1 rRNA gene is annotated in these 261 nt (G+C 37.5%); it reads right to left on the bottom strand.

Annotated elements, in window-relative coordinates:
* A 16S ribosomal RNA gene (locus H5300_RS27425) occupies positions 1–77 on the bottom strand; the annotation flags it as partial.
* Positions 78–261 lie beyond the last annotated feature (184 nt).

The following is a 261-nucleotide window of genomic DNA, read 5'->3' as shown; positions in this document are numbered from 1 at the left end:
TGTCGTTTCCGCTCGACTTGCATGTGTTAGGCCTGCCGCCAGCGTTCAATCTGAGCCATGATCAAACTCTTCAATTTAAGATTTTGTGACTCAACGAATACTGACTTCAAAACTAATATTCATGTAAACATGAACATGTAATTCTAAAGCTATTACCATTCCAACAGAATGGTAATGAATTGACTGTGCCGAATAACTACAAGTAGTTAAACGTATTGGTCACTCAGTTCATTGAAATCAAGTTTGTTACCGAAGTAACTG

The organism is Vibrio sp. SG41-7 (genome assembly GCF_014164465.1).
Taxonomy (GTDB): Bacteria; Pseudomonadota; Gammaproteobacteria; order Enterobacterales; family Vibrionaceae; genus Vibrio; species Vibrio splendidus.
This window is presented reverse-complemented; position numbering and strand designations above follow the sequence as displayed.